The sequence below is a fragment of the Micromonospora sp. NPDC023888 genome (assembly GCF_040639415.1).
Lineage (GTDB): Bacteria > Actinomycetota > Actinomycetes > Mycobacteriales > Micromonosporaceae > Micromonospora.
The window spans coordinates 52,622-70,168 of record NZ_JBEZZW010000030.1; the positions used below are offsets into that span (position 1 = coordinate 52,622).

Annotated in this window: 20 protein-coding genes; 7 read left to right on the forward strand and 13 right to left on the reverse strand. The window is 73.6% G+C overall.

The window, feature by feature from the left end:
- Nucleotides 1–76: 76 nt before the first annotated feature.
- Entirely contained in the window at nucleotides 77–1,207 is a 1,131-nt protein-coding gene (locus AB0F61_RS24440; protein WP_357813628.1) for an N-acetylmuramoyl-L-alanine amidase, read from the reverse strand.
- Nucleotides 1,208–1,418: 211 nt separating this feature from the next.
- On the opposite strand from AB0F61_RS24440, the gene AB0F61_RS24445 reads away from it, so the two are divergent.
- A complete protein-coding gene (locus AB0F61_RS24445) occupies nucleotides 1,419–2,534 on the forward strand; it encodes a hypothetical protein (protein WP_357813631.1) in 1,116 nt (371 codons plus the stop codon).
- Between the two features lie 226 nt (nucleotides 2,535–2,760).
- Nucleotides 2,761–4,101, forward strand: a complete 1,341-nt coding sequence (locus AB0F61_RS24450) for an MFS transporter (protein ID WP_357813633.1) — start codon at nucleotides 2,761–2,763, stop codon at nucleotides 4,099–4,101.
- Nucleotides 4,102–4,143: 42 nt separating this feature from the next.
- On the opposite strand, the gene AB0F61_RS24455 is transcribed toward AB0F61_RS24450, so the two are convergent.
- The 6 genes from AB0F61_RS24455 to AB0F61_RS24480 all read right to left on the reverse strand — a co-directional run bounded on the left by AB0F61_RS24455 (nucleotide 4,144) and on the right by AB0F61_RS24480 (nucleotide 8,308).
- On the reverse strand, nucleotides 4,144–4,530 hold the full coding sequence (locus AB0F61_RS24455) for a VOC family protein (protein WP_357813635.1): 387 nt from the start codon (nucleotides 4,528–4,530) through the stop codon (nucleotides 4,144–4,146).
- An 81-nt stretch (nucleotides 4,531–4,611) separates the two neighbouring features.
- A complete protein-coding gene (locus AB0F61_RS24460; protein WP_357813638.1) occupies nucleotides 4,612–5,031 on the reverse strand; it encodes a YchJ family protein in 420 nt (139 codons plus the stop codon).
- 44 nt (nucleotides 5,032–5,075) lie between these two features.
- Nucleotides 5,076–5,849, reverse strand: coding sequence for an SGNH/GDSL hydrolase family protein (locus AB0F61_RS24465; RefSeq protein ID WP_357813735.1), 774 nt, complete (start codon nucleotides 5,847–5,849; stop codon nucleotides 5,076–5,078).
- A 61-nt stretch (nucleotides 5,850–5,910) separates the two neighbouring features.
- Nucleotides 5,911–7,011, reverse strand: coding sequence for a magnesium and cobalt transport protein CorA (locus tag AB0F61_RS24470; RefSeq protein WP_357813640.1), 1,101 nt, complete (start codon nucleotides 7,009–7,011; stop codon nucleotides 5,911–5,913).
- 110 nt (nucleotides 7,012–7,121) lie between these two features.
- Nucleotides 7,122–7,733, reverse strand: a complete 612-nt coding sequence (locus AB0F61_RS24475; RefSeq protein WP_357813643.1) for a class F sortase — start codon at nucleotides 7,731–7,733, stop codon at nucleotides 7,122–7,124.
- 89 nt (nucleotides 7,734–7,822) lie between these two features.
- Nucleotides 7,823–8,308 (reverse strand): hypothetical protein, encoded by a 486-nt coding sequence (locus AB0F61_RS24480; protein WP_357813646.1) that lies wholly within the window; start codon nucleotides 8,306–8,308, stop codon nucleotides 7,823–7,825.
- A 372-nt stretch (nucleotides 8,309–8,680) separates the two neighbouring features.
- Here AB0F61_RS24480 and AB0F61_RS24485 point away from each other — a divergent pair, with 372 nt between their 5' ends.
- Entirely contained in the window at nucleotides 8,681–9,967 is a 1,287-nt protein-coding gene (locus AB0F61_RS24485) for a lycopene cyclase family protein (RefSeq protein WP_357813649.1), read from the forward strand.
- 10 nt (nucleotides 9,968–9,977) lie between these two features.
- Nucleotides 9,978–10,451, forward strand: a complete 474-nt coding sequence (rnhA, locus tag AB0F61_RS24490) for a ribonuclease HI (protein WP_091406604.1) — start codon at nucleotides 9,978–9,980, stop codon at nucleotides 10,449–10,451.
- Nucleotides 10,452–10,458: 7 nt separating this feature from the next.
- On the opposite strand, the gene AB0F61_RS24495 is transcribed toward rnhA, so the two are convergent.
- Together AB0F61_RS24495 and AB0F61_RS24500 are read right to left on the reverse strand one after the other, a co-directional pair.
- Nucleotides 10,459–10,695, reverse strand: a complete 237-nt coding sequence (locus AB0F61_RS24495) for a preprotein translocase YidC (protein ID WP_357813653.1) — start codon at nucleotides 10,693–10,695, stop codon at nucleotides 10,459–10,461.
- Between the two features lie 39 nt (nucleotides 10,696–10,734).
- The gene (locus AB0F61_RS24500) at nucleotides 10,735–11,955 is read right to left on the reverse strand and encodes an MFS transporter (RefSeq protein WP_357813656.1); all 1,221 of its coding nucleotides are present in this window, start codon (nucleotides 11,953–11,955) and stop codon (nucleotides 10,735–10,737) included.
- 5 nt (nucleotides 11,956–11,960) lie between these two features.
- Between AB0F61_RS24500 and AB0F61_RS24505 the strand changes: the two genes are divergently transcribed.
- Nucleotides 11,961–12,482, forward strand: a complete 522-nt coding sequence (locus tag AB0F61_RS24505) for a MarR family transcriptional regulator (RefSeq protein WP_357813657.1) — start codon at nucleotides 11,961–11,963, stop codon at nucleotides 12,480–12,482.
- A gap of 19 nt (nucleotides 12,483–12,501) precedes the next feature.
- Here AB0F61_RS24505 and AB0F61_RS24510 read toward each other — a convergent pair whose 3' ends face one another.
- Nucleotides 12,502–13,383 carry a pentapeptide repeat-containing protein gene (locus AB0F61_RS24510; RefSeq protein ID WP_357813660.1) on the reverse strand — a complete coding sequence of 294 codons (882 nt, stop codon included), beginning with the start codon at nucleotides 13,381–13,383 and terminating at the stop codon, nucleotides 12,502–12,504.
- A 74-nt stretch (nucleotides 13,384–13,457) separates the two neighbouring features.
- The gene (locus tag AB0F61_RS24515) at nucleotides 13,458–14,555 is read right to left on the reverse strand and encodes a DUF5919 domain-containing protein (protein ID WP_357813664.1); all 1,098 of its coding nucleotides are present in this window, start codon (nucleotides 14,553–14,555) and stop codon (nucleotides 13,458–13,460) included.
- Nucleotides 14,556–14,736: 181 nt separating this feature from the next.
- On the opposite strand from AB0F61_RS24515, the gene AB0F61_RS24520 reads away from it, so the two are divergent.
- On the forward strand, nucleotides 14,737–15,345 hold the full coding sequence (locus AB0F61_RS24520) for a hypothetical protein (RefSeq protein WP_357813667.1): 609 nt from the start codon (nucleotides 14,737–14,739) through the stop codon (nucleotides 15,343–15,345).
- Nucleotides 15,346–15,352: 7 nt separating this feature from the next.
- On the opposite strand, the gene AB0F61_RS24525 is transcribed toward AB0F61_RS24520, so the two are convergent.
- Nucleotides 15,353–16,159 (reverse strand): SDR family oxidoreductase, encoded by an 807-nt coding sequence (locus AB0F61_RS24525; RefSeq protein WP_357813669.1) that lies wholly within the window; start codon nucleotides 16,157–16,159, stop codon nucleotides 15,353–15,355.
- A gap of 70 nt (nucleotides 16,160–16,229) precedes the next feature.
- Here AB0F61_RS24525 and AB0F61_RS24530 point away from each other — a divergent pair, with 70 nt between their 5' ends.
- Entirely contained in the window at nucleotides 16,230–16,832 is a 603-nt protein-coding gene (locus AB0F61_RS24530; RefSeq protein WP_357813673.1) for an MBL fold metallo-hydrolase, read from the forward strand.
- Here AB0F61_RS24530 and AB0F61_RS24535 read toward each other — a convergent pair.
- Nucleotides 16,805–17,545 (reverse strand): phenylalanine--tRNA ligase beta subunit-related protein, encoded by a 741-nt coding sequence (locus tag AB0F61_RS24535; protein ID WP_357813676.1) that lies wholly within the window; start codon nucleotides 17,543–17,545, stop codon nucleotides 16,805–16,807. The two genes, AB0F61_RS24530 and AB0F61_RS24535, sit on opposite strands and share 28 nt — an antisense overlap.
- Between the last annotated feature and the right edge of the window lie 2 nt (nucleotides 17,546–17,547).

A 17,547-nucleotide genomic window follows, 5' to 3' on the forward strand; every position in this document is an offset into this window, starting at 1 on the left:
GTCTTTCCGGCCGCGCCGGCTGCGAAACCGGCCCGGGCGGGTGGCGGTGCGGAAACACCCGCACCGCCACCACCGCTCAGCGGTGCTGGAACGACTGGCGGACCGACCCGCCGACGACGGTGCACCACGTGCTCGTGCTGATTTTGCCGTTGCGGGGCAGGCCGTGCAGCGCCTGCAGGTCCTGCACGGCTGCTTGGGTCGCGTGGTCGTACACGCCGGTCGCGGTGACCGCGTACCCCTTGGTGGCGAGGATTTCCTGCACCGCCGTGACGGGCGCGCCGGTGGCGTGCTTGTCGAGTTCCGGGGCCAGCGTCTCCCAGGTCGGCGTGGTGAGGGTGGCGTCCACGTCCACCGGAATGCCGTTGCGGGCCTGCCAGTCCTGCACGGCGGCCACCGTCGCGGCGTCGAACGTGCCGCTGACCGTCACCGGGTAGCCCCGGTGCGCGAGCAGGTGCTGCACCACGCGGACCGAGGGGGAGTTGACGAAGCGCCACAGGTCCGGCCACCGGCGGGCCGGCACCTCACCCAGCTTCGTGCCGAGGGCCGCGTGGACCCGCCGCCGCAGCTCGGGGAACTGCCGGTAGAACGCCGCCCCCGGGCACTCGGTGGTGCGGAAGTCCCAGTGTCCGAAGATGTCGTACGCGTGCAGCCCGTACTGCCGGCAGATGGCGACGCAGAGCGTGACCAGCGAGTCGGTAAGTGCCTTCGGCGGCGTCTCGGTGACGTAGGTGCCTTCGTTCTCGATGCCGATGGCCCGGCCGTTCTCGCCGGGGCAGTGCGCCGAGATCATCTGTCGGTCGCCGGCTTCGAGGCGCTCCAGGCTGCCCCGGCGGCCCTCCAGCACGTAGCCGCCGCGGCTCACCGTGAAGTGCTGGCCGGTGTCCGACCAGCCGTTGCCGTCCATGTGCAGGTCCTGGCAGTCGTGGGCCAGTTTGACCGCCTGCTCGCGGGAGTAGTCCGTGACGTTGGGAAAGGCCATGTGATGCACGATGATCTTGTTGGTGGCGATGGCGCTCACCGACAGCGGGTCCTTCGGCGGGCGGGCGGCCCACTCGTCACAGCTGATGATCCAGTCCAGGTCGGTGCCGGGCGCGGCCTGTGCCGTGGCGGGGAACGCGAGTTCGCTCCCGACGACGGCGACCGTGGCGGCGCCGAGACCGGCCCGCAGCAGTGTCCGGCGGTCCACTTCGGAATGGTCGACGTGCATGACATCTCCTCCTGCGGCCCACGGCGGGGGATGAAAAGTAGCTCCAGTGGCCGCACGCACTCCGGAGAATATTGCCAAGACTCGCTTGCGCGCTAGAGGGCCGAGCCCATGATCGAGTCGATCCGACCGTCAGCGGCCGGCGTTTCCCCACGTCGAGTCGAGGGTAGGTCGGGGACTGACCATCCCCGGCTGCGTGTAGAGGAATGACCAGATGAGTGACAACGTCAGCGACGCGGTGGGCGACGCCCTCCGCTCGGTGATGCTCTTCCTGCCCAAGGCCGTCGCCTTCCTGGCGATCCTGGTGGCTGGTTGGCTGATCGCCAAGGCCGTGTTGAAGATCGTGGAGAAGGTCCTGGAACGGGTCGGCTTCGACCGCGCCGTCGAACGCGGCGGCATCCGTCGGGCGCTGAGTCGCTCCCGGTACGACGCCAGCGACATCGTCGCGAAGCTCGTCTACTACGCGGTGCTGCTGTTCACCCTTCAGCTCGCCTTCGGCATCTGGGGGCCGAACCCGATCTCCGACCTGCTCGGCGCGGTGATCTCGTGGTTGCCCCGGGCCTTCGTCGCGATCGTCATCGTCGTGGTCGCCGCCGCCATCGCCAACGCCGTCAAGGACATCATCAGTGGCGCGCTCGGCGGCCTGTCGTACGGCCGGGTCCTGGCCACCATCGCCTCGGTGTTCATCCTCGGCCTCGGTGTCATCGCCGCGTTGAACCAGATCGGGGTGGCCACGGCGGTCACCACTCCGGTGCTGATCGCCGTGCTGGCCACGATCGGCGGCATCCTCGTCGTCGGTGTCGGCGGCGGTCTGATCCGTCCGATGCAGAGTCGTTGGGAGTCGTGGCTGACCCGCGCCGAGCAGGAGTCGCGGCTGATCGCCGAGCACGCCCAGGCCTACCGGGCCGGTCGCCGCGACGCCGAGGCCGAGCTGGCCCGCCGGTCAGCCACCACCGGCGGCGCGGAGGCCACCCAGGTGGTGCCCCGGCCGGCCGACGCCGACACCACCCAGGTGGTGACCCGACCCGCCGACCCGGAGGCCACCCAGGTCGTCCACTTCCCGGTCAGCTCCGACGCCACCCAGGTGGTCGGTCGCGGCACCCTCGACGACGACCCGACGCCGACGCCGGCCCGGCCCTCCACGACCGACGACACGACCCAGGTGGTCAGCGGCTCGGCCGGTTCGGACGTCACGCAGGCGGTGGGCACCGGTGTCGACCCCGACGCGACCCAGGTGGTCCGCGGCGGCACCGATCGCGCGGTGCCCGGGCCGCGCACCAGTGACGACAGTGAGACCACCACTGTCATTCCGCCGGTGGACCGGCGCTGACACAGCGGTACGGCGCGGGGCGGGATCGATCTGATCCCGCCCCGCCTCGCGTTGCCCGTACCGCCCCGCTCGCCTGGCACGCCGAAAGCGCTGGCCGCGGCCGCGTCGGTTGTCTAGCATCGCGGGCATGACCTGGCGACATTGATCCAGCAGTGTCGGCCGATCCCGTGGGCCACCACGGGCACCGCACGTCCGGTGTCCGTCTCCACTCCCACGGGAAGGCCCCATGATCCCCATCTCTTCGCGCGTGCCCGACCCGGCGGCCCGTCGGCTGACGGCGACCCTCTACGGGTACGCGTTCCTCAGCGATCTTGTCCTGCTCTACCCGCTGTACGTGGTGTTCTTCGCCGGCACCGGGCTGTCGGTGGGGCAGATCGCGTCGCTCTTCGTCATCTGGTCGGCCGCCGGCATCCTGTTCGAGGTGCCCTCCGGCGCGTGGGCCGACGTGGTGTCCCGCCGGCTGCTGCTGTGCCTCGCCCCGCTGGTGACCGCCGCCGGGTTCGCGCTCTGGGTGCTGGTGCCGTCGTACCCGGCGTTCGCTGTCGGTTTCCTGCTCTGGGGCGCTGGTGGCGCACTGGTCTCCGGTGCCCTGGAGGCGTTGGTCTGGACCGAGTTGGACCGGCTCGGCGTGGTCGGCCGGTACGCCCGGGTGCTCGGCCGGGCGCGGACGGCTGGTGTGCTGGGCGTGGTCCTCTCCGGAGTGCTGGCCGGCCCGGTGCTCGCGGCCGGCGGTTACCCGGCGGTCGGCGCGGCCAGCGTGCTCGCCTGCCTGCTCGCCAGCATCGTCGCCACCCGGCTTCCGGAGCACCGCACGCCGGCCGTCGCGCCCGTCCCGGTCGCCGAGTCGGCCATGGCCGCCCGGTCGGTGGGTGCCGCACCATCCCGTCCGGACGATCCGGACACTGTCCCGCCCGCGAACCCGCACGACGACGGTGACCTGGGGTGGTGGGACACGCTGCGGGCCGGAGTGGAGCAGGTCCGCACCCGTCCGCCGGTCCGGGCCGCCGTGCTGCTGGTGGCCGTGGTCGCCGCCGACTGGGGTGCCCTGGACGAGTACACGCCGCTGCTGGCCCTGGACACCGGCGTCGGGGCGCAGGCCGTACCCCTGCTGCTCCTGCTGCTCTGGGCCGGGGTGACCGTCGGCGGGCTGCTCGCCCCGGCGGGGGAGCGGCTGGGCAGCCGCGGGTACGCCGCACTGCTGGGGCTCGTCGGCGTCGCGCTGGCCGGAGGTGCCCTGCTCCGGCACCCGGCCGGGTTCGTGCTGCTCGCGGTGGCCTTCGGCGCGGCGCAACTGGCCACAGTGCTGGCCGACGCGCGGCTCCAGGCCCGAATCATCGGCACCAGCCGCGCCACCGTCACGTCCCTGGCCGGGATGGCCACCGACGTGCTGATCATCGTGACGTACGCCGGCTACGGCCTGCTCGCCACGGCGGCCGGCAACGCGGTGGCGTTCGCGCTGGCCGCCGGGGCGTACCTCGTGGTGGCGCTGGTGCTGCTGACCCGACGCCGGCGCGGTGCGGCAGTGGCCACCGGCAACACCGCGAGCGTGGTACGCGGCTCCGGCTGACCCGGCGACCGGCGGCGGGGTGGCCGCCGCCGGGCGGGGCGGTCAGCCGGCCAGGTGCAGGAACGACCACTGGTGGCCGTCGAGGTCCCGGAAACCGCGCATGTACATCGGCCCGTTGGCCGTCCCCGGGCCGAGCGCCTCCCCACCGGCGACCGCCGCCCGGTCCACCAGCTTGTCGACCTGTTCCCGGCTCCCCACCGACAGGCCGACGATGACCTCCCGGCTGGTGGCCGTGTCCGTGGTGGCGACCCCGGTGTACCCCTCGAAGGCCGAGCGGAGGTGCAGCATCAACCGGGTGCTGTCGGAGATGGTGAGCGCCATGCTGTCGCCGTCCGGCTCGGCCTGGTCGGTGCTGAAGCCGAGCGCCCGGTAGAACTCGGCGGCGGTCATCAGGTCGCGCACCGGCAGGTTGATGAACGTCATGGTCATCGGTGGTCTCCGTTCGACAACCGCCCAGTCGGCGACGACGCCACGCTCATCCTACGGCAGACTCGGCCGCCGGCGCGGGAATCAGGACAGGTCGCCGTCGAGGTAGACCCATCGACCGTCCTCGCGTACGAACCTGCTGCGTTCGCTCATCGTGCCGGGACGGCCCGCGTCCCGGTAGTGGGCGTGGAACGTCACAGTGCCGGTGGTGTCGAGCAGGCCACCCCGCTCGGTGTCGACGATCTCCAACCGGGTCCACCGCTGCCCCGGGGTCAGCTCAAGGTCCTCCGGCCGGGTCGAGGAGTGCCAACTGCGCAGCAGGTAGCCGGTGTCGCCCAGGGCGAAGGCGCTGAACCGGGAGCGCATCAGCGCCTCGGCGGTCGGCGCCTGCGCGTCGCCGCCGTGCACGGGCGCGCAACAGTCGGCGTACGCCTGACCGGAGCCGCACGGGCAGGCCGGCCCCGTCGTCGCGTTCGGCCGTCGTCGTCCCGCACCCTTACCCACGTCGCCATCCTGCCGCACCGCCGAGCGAACCCGGCGGCCGGCCGTCACCGGCCCAGCGCCACCGGCAGGGGCACCGGCCGTTTCGCGACCCGGTCGTCCCCGGACGACCGGCCGCGCAGATGCCGCACCAGCCAGGGCAGCAGGTGCCGGCGGGCCCAGGCCAGCTCGGCGCCGAGCACCTCGCCGCGGCGGCGCCGCGGCGCCGGCGGCAACGGGACCTTCCAGGAGTCGTCGAAGCCGGGCAGACCGACGGTATACGCCAGCGCGGCGGCGATCCGCTCGTGCCCGGCGCTGTTGGCGTGCAGCCGGTCGTCGCTCCACAGCCGGGGATCGGAGGCGACCGGGAGTGCACCCAGGTCGACCAGGGAGGCGCCGGTCCGCGCGGTGGCGGCCCGCATCGCCTCGTTGAGGGCGAGCATCCGACCCCGCAGCGGCCGGGCCAGGGGCATCACGGTGGCCGGGTCCGGCATCGTGAACGTCAGCACGGTGGCGCCCTGCCCGACGAGCGCCTGCTGCATCGCCTCGACATCGCCGGCGACCTGGTCCGCGTCGAAGGAGGGGCGCAGCACGTCGTTCATGCCGGCGACAACTGTGGCCAGGTCGGGTGCGAGATCGAGGGCGGGCTGGAGCTGCTCGGCCCGGATCTGCGCGGTGGTCCGGCCCCGGATGGCCAGGTTCGCGTACTCCAGGCCGCCACCCTGGGCTTGGGCCACCGCCAGGGCGAACCGGTCGGCCCAGCCGCGGTAGCCGCCCGCGTCGTCCGGGTCGTCGAGCCCTTCGGTGGTGCTGTCGCCGATCGCCACGTACCGCTGCCACATCACGGGTGCGAGGTTAGCCGCTGCCCGCCCGGTGCCGCACGCCCCGAAACGGGGGCGGTGGTCAGAGCCAGCCGGAGCGGCGGAACAGGCGGTACAGGGCCAGGGCGACCACGGCCATCAGGGTGAGGGAGGCGGCGAAGCCGTGACGCCAGGCCAGCCCCGGCATGTGGTCGAAGTTCATGCCGTAGATGCCGGCGATGCCGGTCTGGGTGGCGGCGATGGCCGCCCACGCCGCGATCTTGCGCATGTCGTTGTTCTGTTCGACGGCGAGCTGCGCCAACCGGGACTGCACGATCGAGGTGAGCAGATCGTCGTACGCGGCGACCCGGTCGACGGCCCGGCTCAACCGGCCGTCCACGTCGACGAACCAGCGGTGCAGGGCGCGTGGTGGGCCGTCGGGGTCGAGCAGCGTGCGCATCGGCGCCTGCAACGGCAGCACCGCCCGTTTGAACTCCACCACCTCTCGTTTGAGCTGGTAGATGTGCTGGATGTCGGCGCTGCGGTCGCGGGCGAACACCGCCTCCTCGACCCGTTCCAGGTCCCGCTCCACGTGCCCGGCCACCTCCAGGTAGGAGTCGACCATCCGGGCGCACACCGCGTACGCCACCGCCCAGGGCCCGGCGGCCAGCAGCGCGGGGCGGCGCTCGATGTCGGCGCGGACGCTGCGCAGCGCCCCGGCGGCACCGTGCCGCACGGTGATGGCGAACCGGTCTCCGAGCAGCACCATCACGTCCCCGGTGTCGATCACCTCGGAGGTGTCGGTCAGCTCGTCGTGTTCCACGTACCCGGCGGTGCGCAGCACCAGCAGCGTGACCGGCCCGTGCCGCTGCACGGTGGGCCGGTGCCCGTCGGCGAGCGCCTGCTCGACTGTCAGTTCGTCGAGGCCGAAGGTCTGGCCGACGGCGGCGAGCACGGCCGGCCCCGGGTCGTGCAGGCCCAGCCACACGAAAGCGTTGCGACCGTGCCGCGCCCGGGCGTACGCGTCGGCGTAGTGCCGCTGGCCGGGCTCGCGTCGACCGTTGACGTAGACGGCGCAGTCGACGACCGCGTCCGGGTTGGACCGGCGTGGAGTGGGGGAGTCGGTCTCGACCCGGCCGAGCAGTCGACGGGCCAGGGCGCGTACGCCGCGACCCGCCCGGTCCCGTACCGGTCGCTGATCCACCGCGTGCCTCCCCCGTCGCCCGCGCACCGTCCCGGTCACGGTGTCCGCTGGGATGGTGTCACCGCATTCTGCCGAGCGGGGTCGGGCTCGCGACAGGCGGGCGACGGTACTCAGGCGGTGCGGGTGGCGAAGACGACGATGTTGTCCACGTAGTTGCCGGTCGTGGCGTCGAACCGGCCGCCGCAAGTGATCAGGCGTAGCCCGGCGGCGTCCGCCGGGCCGTAGACGAGCGCGGTGGGGAAGTGCTCCTTCGGGTACGCGCGGACGTCGTCCACGGTGAACGTGGCGACCTGCGCGTCGGCCCGGGTGATCTGGATCTGCGCGCCGGTGCGCAGCCGACCGAGGTCGAAGAAGACCGCCGGTCCGGCGGGGGAGTCGACGTGTCCGACCAGGACGGCGTTGCCGGTTTCGCCGGGGCTGACCCCGTGCCGGTACCAGCCGGCGAGGGTGGGCCGGTCCAGTGGTGGCACCTCCAGGACCCCGGCGGCGTTCGCGCCGACCGGGACGACCTCCGCGCGTACGTCGATGGCGGGGATCTGCACCCGGACCGGTGCGGCGCGGGGCAGCGGCGCCAGGTCCGGTGCGGGGTGGGTGCGACTCGGCGCGTCGGCCGGCGGTCGTGGTGGCCGCGTCGGGTCGGCCGTGAGGCCGACGGTGATCAGCCCGAGCCCGGTCACACCGAGCAGGGCCACCACGGCCGGCAGGGTCCGCCGCCACCACACGTGGGCACACCTCCGTAGGGCATCGTCGGGGTGCCCGCGCCGGTGTCACCGGTGCGGGCACCCGTCCTCAGGGATGGAGCAGTCGCCGATCAGGCGACAGTGGACACCGGACGCCGCCGGCGGATCAGGACCACCGCGCCGGCGAGGGCGGTGCCGAGCAGGGTGCCACCAGCGGCCAGAGCGCCGGTGTCGTGGCTGTCCCCGCCGGAGCCGGCCGGTGCGCCGCCGATCGGGGTGACGGTGAACGTCGCGGTGCCGGCCGAGCTGCCGTCGCCGCAGGTCGCCGCCACCGTGTAGGTGCCCAGGGTGAATCCGGCGGTGAAGAGTTCGGCGCTCAGCCCGCCGCCGGCGGCGGCAGTGGTGGATCGGACGTTCTCGTCGCGGTTGGGGCCGGTGACCCGGAAGATGGCGTCACCCGACTTCGGGTTGCAGGTCGTCGCGGTGAGCACGACGGTCCCACCGACCGGGGTGGTGGCCGGTGACACAGTGGTGTCGGCCAGTGCGGCGCCCGGCAGCAGGAGCGTGCCGAGGCCCACGCCGAGCGCCGCCGAGCAGAGTGCTGTTGAGACCTTCATACGCGTCTTCCCTCACTTTTCGTCCGCTGACTGCGTGGGACGTCGTTCGGGTGGCCAACTCCGTGACTAGCACCGGTGTGCCCAACACTAGGTGGGTTGGGCCCACGATCAGGTGAAAATGAGAATTCCTCGTTGCCGTCACGTGTCCACCCGAAGGCGGGGAGAGCTGCGCAAAGGCCCGGACGGCCCGACCGGCACCGGTACTCCGGTCGATGTCCGCTGCGGCCGGGCTGTCGTCGCTGGGTCGATGGCGAGGTATCGCGTCGGCTGTCCACGATCCGGCGGGCGCGACCGGTCAGACCGGCGGGTTGCGCGAGGATCGGCTCGGGTGGCGGCGCACGTTCGGGCACGGCGGTGTGGCAGCGTGGTGCGGTGACCGATTCCGCGCCGCTGGATGTCGACATCGCGCTGCTCGGCGGCGGTGGCGCGGCGTCGTTGCTGCTCGCCGCACTGGACCGGCACGGCGTCCGGGACCTGCGCATCGCCGTCGTCGACCCGGTCCGCCGGCGCGGTCAGGACCGCACCTGGGCGTTCTGGGGCCACCCGGGCACCGACCTGGACCCGCTGCTCAGCGCGAGCTGGCGGCAGGTCGAGGTGGCGACGACGGCCCGGCGCCGCGTCCTGGACCTGACCCCGCTGCGGTACGCCATGCTCCGCTCCGGCCCGGTCTACGACCGGGCTGCCGCGGCCGAGCGCCGACTGGACGCCACCCGGATCGTCGCGCCCGCCGAGACGGTGACCGACGACGGCACCCGGGTGCTGGTGCGCACCGGCGGCGGGCCGACCGTACGGGCGGCCTGGGTGCTCGACTCCCGCCCCCGCCCACCGGCGCGAGCGGGGCGGACCACCTGGTTGCAGCACTTCCGCGGCTGGTGGTTGGCGGCCGAGCGGCCCGTCTTCGACCCGGCCCGCGCGGTACTGATGGACTTCCGCACCCCGCAGCCACCCCGGGGCGTCTCCTTCGGGTACGTGCTGCCGGTGAGCGACAGGTACGCCCTGGTCGAATACACCGAGTTCTCGCCCGACCTGCTCACCGACGCCGGGTACGACGCGGCGCTGGCCGGCTACCGGGACCTGCTCGGGCTGGACCCGGCCGGGCTGCGGGTGCGCGAGGTGGAGAACGGGGTGATCCCGATGACCGACGCGCCGTTCCCGGCCCGGCCCTCACCCCGGGTGGTCCGGCTCGGCACGGCCGGCGGCGCGACCCGCCCCTCCACCGGCTTCACCTTCTCCGCCATGTACCGCCAGGCCGACCAGGTGGCCCGTGCCCTCGCGGCGGGACGAGCGCCGGTGCCGCAGGAGGCGTACCCGCGCCGGCACCGGTGGATGGACGCGGTGGCCCTGCGGGCGCTCGACCGGGGCGGGGTCGGCGGTCCGGAGTTCTTCGACCGCCTCTTCGATCGCAACCCGGCCGAGCGGGTGCTGCGCTTCCTCGACGGGCTCACCACCCCGGCCGAGGAGGTCGCGATCATGAACTCGACCCGGCTGCTGCCGATGATCGCCGCCACCGCCGGCGACGTGGCACACCGGGTCCGCGACCGGCTGCGCCCGACCCGCCCCGCACCGGCCGTCCCGCCCCCGGTGGTGGGCGACCCGCTGGGCTCGGCGCCTCGGCGTGCCGGCCCCCCGCGAGGGGAGGACGAGGTCACCGCCCGGTAGGTTGCCGGGCATGGTGGACGCGGCGGCCGGCAGGGGCGTGCAGATCTGGACCGACGGGGCGTGCAGTGGCAACCCCGGGCCGGGCGGTTGGGGCGCCCTGTTGCGCTACGGCGACCACGAGCGGGAGTTGTGCGGTGGCGAGGCCACGCCGACCACGAACAACCGGATGGAGCTGATGGCGGCCATCCAGGCGTTGGAGAGCCTGAACCGCCCGGTCACCGTCGAGCTGCACACCGACAGCACGTACGTGCGCAACGGCATCACCAGTTGGCTGGCGTCTTGGAAGCGCAACGGTTGGCGGACCGCCGCGAAGCAGCCGGTGAAGAACGCCGACCTGTGGCAGCGACTGGAGGCGGCCTGCGAACGGCACGAGGTCACCTGGCTGTGGGTCAAGGGGCACAACGGCCACCCGGAGAACGAGCGGGCCGACGGGCTCGCCAACAAGGGCATGACCGAGGCTCGGGGCGCGCTGACCAGCCGCTGAGCCCGGGTCAGCGGGTCGCGTCGGGGTGCCCCGGCATGCTCGACCCGCCGCCGCTGCTGCCCGACGAGCCACCGGCGACGCCCGCGTTGTCGGGCTCGGTCACGATGTCCGGCCGGACGTCGGTGTCCGCCGGTGCGGGCACCTCGGTGTCCGTCTCGACCTGTACCAGTGGCGTCTGGCCGGCCTCGTCCTCGCTGTGCTGCGGGTCGCCCGGCTGCTCACCCTGGCGATTTCGGTAGCCCACGCCGTGCCCCCCGTCGATGCCGGTTCGCGTCGGCGCTGGCTACCCGGCGTCGTCCCGGCCGAAACCTCGCGCGCTGGCGGCGACCGCTGGTCCGACCGTCTCGGCCGGTGGGGGAACGGAGGGCAGTCGCAGCGTCCGGCGACGGCTGAGCGCGACGGTCAGCGCCACCGCCAGCGCGCCGCAGACCACCAGGAACGCCGGGGTGTTGCCGAGGTGGTCGTTGACCGCGCCACTGGCGGCGGACCCGGCGGCGATGCCGAGTTGCCCGGCCGTCTGCAACCAGCCGTACGTCTCGGGGAGCCGGGCCGCCGGGGTGGACCGGGCGAGGATCTCGTCGGTGACGGCGAGGAACGGTGCCAGCGCGAGGCCGAACACCGCCAGCGCGACGGCCATCTGCGGCACGCTGCGGGGCAGCAGCAGCGCCAGCGAGGTGGCGGCCAACGTGCCGAGCAGTGTCAGGTACGCCCCCGCCGGGCTGCCGGGTCGGCCCAGGCGGGCCAGCAGCACGCCACCGGCCAGGCTGCCCACCGACCAGATGGTCACCAGCAACCCGGCCTGGTCCGGGTGTCCGACCGTGGTGGCGAACGCGGGCACCAGCACCCACATGGCGCCGATGCTGACCATGTAGCCGATGTGGGTGCCGACGACGGTGCGGCGGGTGGCCCGGCCCGGTGCTGCGGGCCGCTCCCCGCTGGGCTGTCGTTCGACCTCGCGGGGCGGCAGCACGGCGACCATGCCGAGCAGACCGGCGGTGCCGATCACGGCGAAGACGAGCAGGGCGGCCGTGGGACCGCTGATCAGCAGGCTCGCCGTCACCGCGAGGGGACCGCCCACGTACAGCAGCTCCTGCCCGACGGCGTTTACCGCGTACGTGCGGGCCAGCGCGGGGGCGGCGACCAGCCGGGCCAGCTGGGCGCGTCCACTGCCGACCGCCGGTGGCGTGCTGAGCCCGGCCACGGTGGCCAGTGCCACGAACGCCGCCGGTGCGGTGGTGACGGCCAGGCCGAGCAGGGCGAGCAGGTGCGCGAGCCCGGTGGCGAGGAGCACCGGTCGGGCGCCGAGCCGGCCCAGGAGCCGGCCGACCAGGGGCGCGGTGAGCGCCAACCCGATCCCGCAGCCGGCGCTGGCCACTCCGGCGGTGGCGAAGCTTCCGGTGTTCTGATGACCGAGCAGTACGACGAGCAGTTGCCGCAGCGCGACCGGGAGCTGCGCCACGGTCATCAGAACGATGAGGAGCATCGCCCGCCGGGGTACATTCATGACTTATGAATCTACCCGAGGACGGCTCGTCCAACCTGCTCGGCGCACTCGCCCTGCTCGTCGGCTCGCGCATCCGCGCATCGGCCAGCGCGTCCGTCGGGGCCGGCGGTGCGCTCGCGGAGGCGCTCATCGTTCTCAAGGACCAGCCGGGGGTGACCGCCGAGTGGTTGGGCCGGGTGCTGGGGCTGACCCAGCCCGGTGTCGCGCACCTGGTCCGGCGACTACGGGAACAGGGCTGGGTGGAACGGCGTCCCGGCGCCGACGCGCGCAGCCATGCCCTGCACCTCACCACCACGGGGACGGCCGCTGCAGCCCGCGTCCTGCACCAGCGGCAGGAGGCGCTGACCGCGCTGCTCGCCCCGCTGACCGCCGAGCAGCGCCACCAACTCGCCGACATCGCTCGCGTCCTGCTGCACGACGAGGTGGCGGACGCCCGCAGCCTGGCCCACCTCTGCCGGCTCTGCGACCGCGCCCGCTGCCCACAGTGCCCGGTCCACGCCGGCTACCTGGAGTTGGCCCAGGACTGACGCGACGCGGGCCGGGCCGCTATCGGCGACGGCCGCCACGGGCCGTGGCCCGGGACGGCTGGCGGACCGGGGTGAGCGGCAGCGCCGTCCAGTGCGCGGGCCGGGTGTGGGTCGCCGGCAGGCCGGTGCGCACGTCGCCCCGGGCGGCGTCGAGCTGGGACTGGTGCAGGAAGAGGGTGCGCCGCAGGTCGGTGCCGCGCAGGTCGGCCCCGCGCAGGTCCGCGCCTGTGACGTCGGCCAGGCTCAGGTCGACGCCGCGCAGGTCGGCGCCGATCAGCAGCGCCCCGCGCAGGTTGGCCCGGCGCAGGTCGACCCGGCGCAGGTCGACGCCGGGCAGGTGCGCGCCCCGGTGGTCGGCGCCCCCGGGGGAGCGGGCCGCGTCGCTGGCCCGGGACAGCAGCGGGTTGACCCGGTCCCGGTGCGCGGCGACGTCCACCCCGCGCAGGCGCGTCGGGTCACCCTCGGTGAGTGCCGCCGTCTCGGCGCGGGCGCGGGCCAACTCGTCGCGCAGGTCGGCCGGCGGGTGCAGCGCCAACGCCTCGGTGACGTACCAGAGCAGTTCGTGCAGGGGTCGCAGCACGGCGAACGCCTCGGCCATGGCCGGCAGCGTCTCCGGCGCGTCCCGCCAGTCCCGCCCACCGAAGGTGACCTGGGCTACCTGCTGCCCGGCCCCGAAGCAGTCGAACACCGTGCAGCCGGGGAACCCGCGTTGCCGCAGCTCGGTGTGGATGCCGCAGCGGTGGTCCGGGCGCAGGTTGGGGCAGGCCTGCCCGGCGGGCTTGTCGATGGCGAAGTCCGCCGACCGGGCGAACGCGGGCACCACGCAGCACAGGCCGAAGCAGCGTCCGCAGTCGGCGCGCAGCCGCGCCGACCCGGGCGGTGATGCGGTGCTGGGCGACACGTGGCCGGTCCTCCTGACGTTCCGGGCGAGACCGCCATTGTCCCGGGCGCCGAGCCGGCCGGTCGGGCCGGGGGTCACCGTCCGTGCGTGTCGCCGGCCGCCGCCGGGCGAGGTGCCGGCGGACGGGAGGTGCCCGGCGGCGCCACCAACCGGTAGATCGCCCGCTCCCCGTCGTCGTGCCCGTACTTCTGGTCGAAGTGCCGTTTCACGACGTCGGCGGGCGTGTGGTCCCCGTCGGCGGGCTCCGCCAGCGCGAACACCGCGGGGGACGCCCCGGGCGCGCGGGGCGGCAGCATGGCGCGCGCTGTCAACTGCCCGGTCACCCGGAACCCACGGCAGTCGACGTAGTGCTGCCCCTCGACCGTCACGTACGGCACGCGCACCTCGACCACGTCCGAGTCGTCGTGGCGCAGCGTGACCATGACCGACCAGTACCGCTCCAGGTTGAGGGTGGCCTGTTCGTGCTCCCACAGCTCCTCGAACCGGGCGTGCACGAACCCGCCCCACGGGCTGTCCATGTCCACCTCGAGCTGAGGGACGTTGAACGACAGCTTCCCGATCGGGAAGAACGAGATCAACGCCCGCCCGTCCCACTGGTAGAGCTGGATCGACGGGGACGCGTCGTAGAGCCGGACCTGCAGGCGCTGACGTAGCCGGGAGTCGAGGGCGTCGGTGAAGGCGGCCAGGTGGCGCAGGTTGGTGCGGATCTGCCGGGGCACGTCGACCCGTTGCCGTTCCAGCTCCTCGGAGCGTTGCTGCGCGGCGGTGCAGTCCGGATCGAGCAGGAGGAGCTGCACTTGGGCGCCGTTGGCGAGCGCCGTGCGGATCGCGCTCAGGGTCTCCTCGCGGTGCCGCTGCTCCAGCAGGATCGTCCAGGTGTCGAGGATGCGCACCCGGCGGCCGCAGCGGCGCAGCCGGGTCACGAACGCCTGCTGGTCGAAGCTCAGGTGCTCCTGCACCCGCGCTTTGCGGGCCTCCTCGAACAGCGGGTCGAAGATGACGTACGAGATGGCCGCGAGCACGACGCTGGCACCGAGGTTGAGCAGCAGGTCGCTCAGGAAGCCGGTGCTGCGCCAGGCGCCCACCAGCATGACGACGGCGACCCCGAGCAGGGCCCCACCGACGACGAAGGCGCGTCGTTGCCGCCCGCCCCGACCAGCCCACTCGGGCATCCGGTCCCCTTCCGTCCTCGGCCGGCCCGCCGCCGCCCACAAATCACCAGAATGCGGAGGATACGTGCCGGCTTTGCCGTTCGCTGCCCCGAACGGGGCGGGCGGTTTCGCCGACCGGACCGTCACCACCGCTCATAGGGTGACGGTAACGGGGTCGTGCGACTGCGGACGGTGGGGTCGGATGAACGAGAGCGAACGCGAGCAGGCGTTGTTGACCGCCCTGACCACCGAGCACTACGCGTTGGAGACTGCCCGTTCCGGCACCATCGCCGAATCCACCGGCCGGGCCACCATCTACCTGTCCGTCCTGTCGGCCGCCCTGATCGGGCTGGGCTTCGTGGCGAGCAACGACAAGCTGGTCCCGCCCTACCTGGGCGCGGTGTTGCCGACCCTGGTGGTCATCGGGCTGCTGACCTTCCTACGGCTGGTCGAGACGACAGTGGAGAACTCGTTGGACCTGTGGCGGATCCAACGCATCCGCGCGTACTACCACCACCGGTTCGCCGGCCAGCACGACTTCTTCGCCGACGCCGCGACGGACGAGGGCAGCATGCGGTCGGCCTGGTCCCTGGTGGGCATCGAGCGTGGGCGCTGGGAGTTCCTGCTCACCACTGCCGCGCTCGTCGGCGCGGTCAACGCGTTGCTGATCGGGCTCGGGGTCGCCCTGCTGACCGGCCTCGCCGGGGCCGGGCACGTGTTCGCGATCCCGGCCGGGGTGGTGGCGGCGCTGGCGGCGTTCGCCGCGCAGTTCCTCTACATCCTGCGGACGGCCGCGGGCGAACGGCGCTGACCGGCGCTCAGACCGAACGCCAGTCGTCGCTTGTCAACGAGTTGGCCTGGGGTCCCATCAGCAGCATGCCGCCGTCGACCGGCCAGGACGCCCCGGTGACGTAGCTGGCGGCGGGGGAGGCGAGCAACGCGACCACGGCGGCGACCTCGCGAGCGTCGCCCGGCCTGCCCACCGGTACGCCGGGCCGATCCTGGGTGAACGGGTCGACGTCCTCCTGGCCGGTCATCGGTGTGGCGATCTCACCCGGGGCGACCGCGTTGACGGTGATCCCGTCGGCGGCCAACTCCTGGGCCATGACCCTGGTCAGCAGGCCGAGCCCACCCTTGGCGGCGCAGTACGCGGCGGAGCCCACCCTGGGGGCGTGCTCGTGCACGCTCGTGATGTTGATGATCCGGCCGCCGGCGCCGGTGGCCCGCATCCGTCGCGCGGCCCGCTGCGCACACAGGAAGGGCGCGTCCAGGTCGACGGCGAGCACCTCGCGCCACTGCTCCCAGCCGGTGTCGACGAACGGTGTCGAGGCCCCGGTGCCGGCGTTGTTGACCAACACACCGAGGCCGCCGAGCCGGTCGGCCAGCTCGTCCACCACGGCCGCCGCGTCCGGCAGCCGGGTCAGGTCCACCTCGGCGACCTCGCACCGCCGTCCGGTCGCGCGGACCTCGGCGGCGGTCCGTTCGGCACCGTCGGGGTCGCCGTACCAGGTGATGCCGATGTCGAAGCCGGCCTCGGCCAGGGCGACCGCGCAGGCCTTGCCGATGCCGGAGTCCGCGCCGGTGACGACGGCGATCCTGGGGTAGTTCGGGTATCGCTGGGGCATGCTGCCGAACTACCCGGGCCGGGCCGACCCAATCGCCTCGGGTGTCGGTGCGTCGGCGTACCGTCACCGGATGCGGATCACCCGGTTCACGCACGCCTGTGTCCGGGTCGAGCACGACGGCGGGGTGCTCGTCGTCGACCCGGGGACGTGGAGTGAGCCACGCGCCCTGGTCGGCGCGGACGCCGTCCTGGTCACCCACGAACACACCGACCACGTGGACGTGCTGCGCCTGGCCGGCCTGGGCGTCCCCGTGTACGCCCCGGAGGGCGCCCGACTGCCGGATCTCGCGCCGCTGCCGGTGACCCGGGTCCGCGCCGGGCAACGCTTCACGGCGGCCGGCATCGAGGTCAGCGCGCACGGCGGCCGGCACGCCGCCATCCACGGGGGCCAACCGGACTGCCCCAACCTCGGCTACCTGATCGGCGACGGGCTCTACCACCCCGGTGACGCGCTGCACGTGCCCGACGAGCCGGTGCACACCCTGCTCGTCCCGGCCCAGGGGTCGTGGCTGCGCCTCGACGAGGCGATCCGGTTCGCCGCTGCGGTGGGCGCCGCCGCCGCGTATCCGATCCACGACGCGCAGCTCAACGAGCGCGGCCTGGCCAGCGTCGCCGGCTGGTTCGGCGAGACGATCCCCGGTTACCGTCACCTCGTCCCGGGCGACACCGCCTGACCGACATCGCCGTCGGAGGTCGGGGCGGTGAAACACGGCGCGGCGGCGGTCAGCACCGCGCTGGCCGTCGGCGCGGACCACCCGTCGGTCACCTCCCGGACCAGCGCGGCGACCAGGCGGGTCATCGTCGGTTCGGCCTCGGCGTGCAGCGCCTCGGCGACGATGAGCACCGACGACGTGCCGGCCCGCACGGCCGACCAACCGCTCTGCCGGTTCGTCCAGCGCCGGGCGTGTGCCCGTCCGGCGGCGTCGGCGAAGGTCACCTCGCCCGGGTCGGGATGCTCGGTGTCGCCGGCGAAGGTCTGGTACTCCTCGTCGCCGCGCGCGGGTCGGACCACCAGGTCACCGTCGATCCGGTCCAGGTCGAGCGCGGCGATCGGGATGGCGTACGCGGCCGAGACGGCGTTGCAGAGGTCGACAAGCGGGTGCAGCCGGGGCAGCTCGCCGTCCAGGCGCAGCCGGCGCAGCAGCGCCTCCGCGGCACACCGGTACCGGGTGGGCCGCAACCCCATCGCCGCGTACGCCCGCCGCCACGCCTGGATCTCCGGGAAGCCGCTCTCGGGCCCGCTGGACAACCGCGTGCGGGCGACGGCCAGGTAGCCGGCCGTGCGCCGCTGCACGTCAGCCGTGGCGGTGATGCCGGTCGCGTGGACCACGCCGGCGACCAGATCGGGGTACGCGGCGCGCAGTCGCGCCGAATGCTCGAACCGCACAG